Genomic DNA, 1,857 nt, shown 5'->3' with positions numbered 1-1,857 from the left:
TACTCCAGCCGTAGATCGTGATCTTCATGCCTGATTCGCGGCTTGTCGGCTGTAATGACTGGCCTGGGCGCGGGCTTGGTGACGGCGGCGCCAGTGGGACCAGCCGAGCCGGTGGGCCGCGTCGCGGATCGGCTTGACGACGAGCGTGGTGAACAGGCGCTGGATCTCGTTGCAGGTGAGCGGGATCAGGTCGGCCGGTCCGGGGTGCCGGGCATGTTCGTCGGCTCGGACGACGGCCAGGAAGGCGTGGGCGAGCATGGCGAGGGTGACCCAGCGGGACCAGGAGTCGAAGCGGCGGACCTGGTGCTCGTCGAGCCCGGCCAGGCCTTTGCCGGCTTGGAAGAACTCCTCCACCCGCCACCTTGATCCGGCCACTCTCACCAGCGTGGTCAGCGGCACCGGACGGGGCGAGTAGCAGCGGTAGAAGGCGAGTTCGCCCGTGCTGCGGTTGCGGCGGATCAGCAGCTGGTGGCTGCCGGGGCCGGGGTGGGCGAGGTTGATGACAGCCCAGTCGTAGAAGCGGTGCCCCTTGGCGCCGGCCCCGGCGGACAGCTTCTGCCAGGCTCGCTTCGGCAGCTTCCTGGCCAGGGCGTCAGCCCGGAACTTCCCAGCGTGAGTGGGGACTTCGTGGGTGCGGGCGACGGCGAGCACGTAGCCGCAGCCGCGTTCCTCCAGTGCGGCCCGCAGCTTCGGGTTGCCGCCGTAGACCTCGTCGCCGGCCACCCACGGGGCCCGGTGGCCCGCGTCCAGGAACCGGCCGATCATGCGGGTGGCCAGCTCCGGCTTGGTGGCGAACGCGGTCTGATCGCCGAGCCCGGCGGCCCGGCAGCGGTCGGGCTCGGACGTCCAGGAGCGTGGGATGTACAACTCGCGGTCGACCGCGGCGTGACCGCGGCGGCCCGCGTAGACGAGGTAGACGGCGATCTGCGAGTTCTCGATCCGGCCTGCGGTGCCGGTGTACTGGCGCTGGACGCCGACCGTGTGGGTGCCCTTCTTCACGTCGCCGGTCTCATCGACGACCAGCACCGCCTGTTCGTCGTGGAGATGCTCCACCACGTAGTCGCACACCTCGTCGCGCACCAGATCGGCATCCCACTTGGCCCGGCCCAGCAGGTGCTGCATCCCGTCCGGAGTCGCCTCGCCGACCCACTCGGCGATGGTCCAGCAGTTCTTGCGCGGCAGGTCCGACAGCAGCCCGAGCACCAACTGCCGTACCCGACGCCGGGGCTCGACCCGCGCGAACCGTCCCGCGATCCGGCCCATCAGGGCCTCGAACGCCTCCTGCCAACGGGCAGGGTCTACGCTGTGACCTGCGGCCACCGCATGATCTTCTGTCTTCACACACCGATGATCAACGGTGGCCGCACCCATCTCCCCACCGGCCCCCACCAGCAGGAGGACATATGCAACGTGGCGAAGTCTGGTGGGTAGATTTCGACGAGCGGCGGCCGGTCGTACTGCTGTCTGGAGAAGAGGCCTCCGGGTTCCGGGCGATGCAGGTCGTCGCTCCCGCCGGCACCGAGATCAGCGGCGTGGGCGTCGAGGTGGCAGTAGGAGCCCCCGAAGGACTGCCTCTCGAAGGCGTCCTGAGAGTCGCACTCCCACGTCCAGGCCTTATCCCCTGCACTTGGCTGGTTACCCTGACCGGGGAAGACTTGATCGAGCGGGCGGGAGTCCTGTCGTCCACGAAGCTCGGCGAGCTCAAGGATGCCCTTCGTCTCGGAGGACTCGAGTAGGCGGAGAAGGACCGGACGCCGCCGATGGCGCGGTCGATCTCGTCCAGCTGATCAACGGTGGCCACACCCGTCTCCGCGGCGCCCCTCACCAGCAAGATCACGATCTACGGCTGGAGTACTA

At 68.9% G+C, this 1,857-nt stretch carries 2 protein-coding genes; one reads left to right on the top strand and one right to left on the bottom strand.

What is annotated here, in order from left to right; all coding sequences use genetic code 11:
* Positions 1–24: 24 nt before the first annotated feature.
* Positions 25–1,263, bottom strand: a complete 1,239-nt coding sequence (locus ABD330_RS32190; RefSeq protein WP_344469860.1) for an IS701 family transposase — start codon at positions 1,261–1,263, stop codon at positions 25–27.
* A 140-nt stretch (positions 1,264–1,403) separates the two neighbouring features.
* Here ABD330_RS32190 and ABD330_RS32185 point away from each other — a divergent pair, with 140 nt between their 5' ends.
* Positions 1,404–1,736 (top strand): type II toxin-antitoxin system PemK/MazF family toxin, encoded by a 333-nt coding sequence (locus tag ABD330_RS32185; protein ID WP_344469859.1) that lies wholly within the window; start codon positions 1,404–1,406, stop codon positions 1,734–1,736.
* Positions 1,737–1,857 lie beyond the last annotated feature (121 nt).

This window comes from Kitasatospora kazusensis (assembly GCF_039529945.1).
Lineage (GTDB): Bacteria > Actinomycetota > Actinomycetes > Streptomycetales > Streptomycetaceae > Kitasatospora > Kitasatospora kazusensis.
Note: the sequence above shows the minus strand (reverse complement) of the source record. Positions and strands in the feature narration are given on the sequence as shown.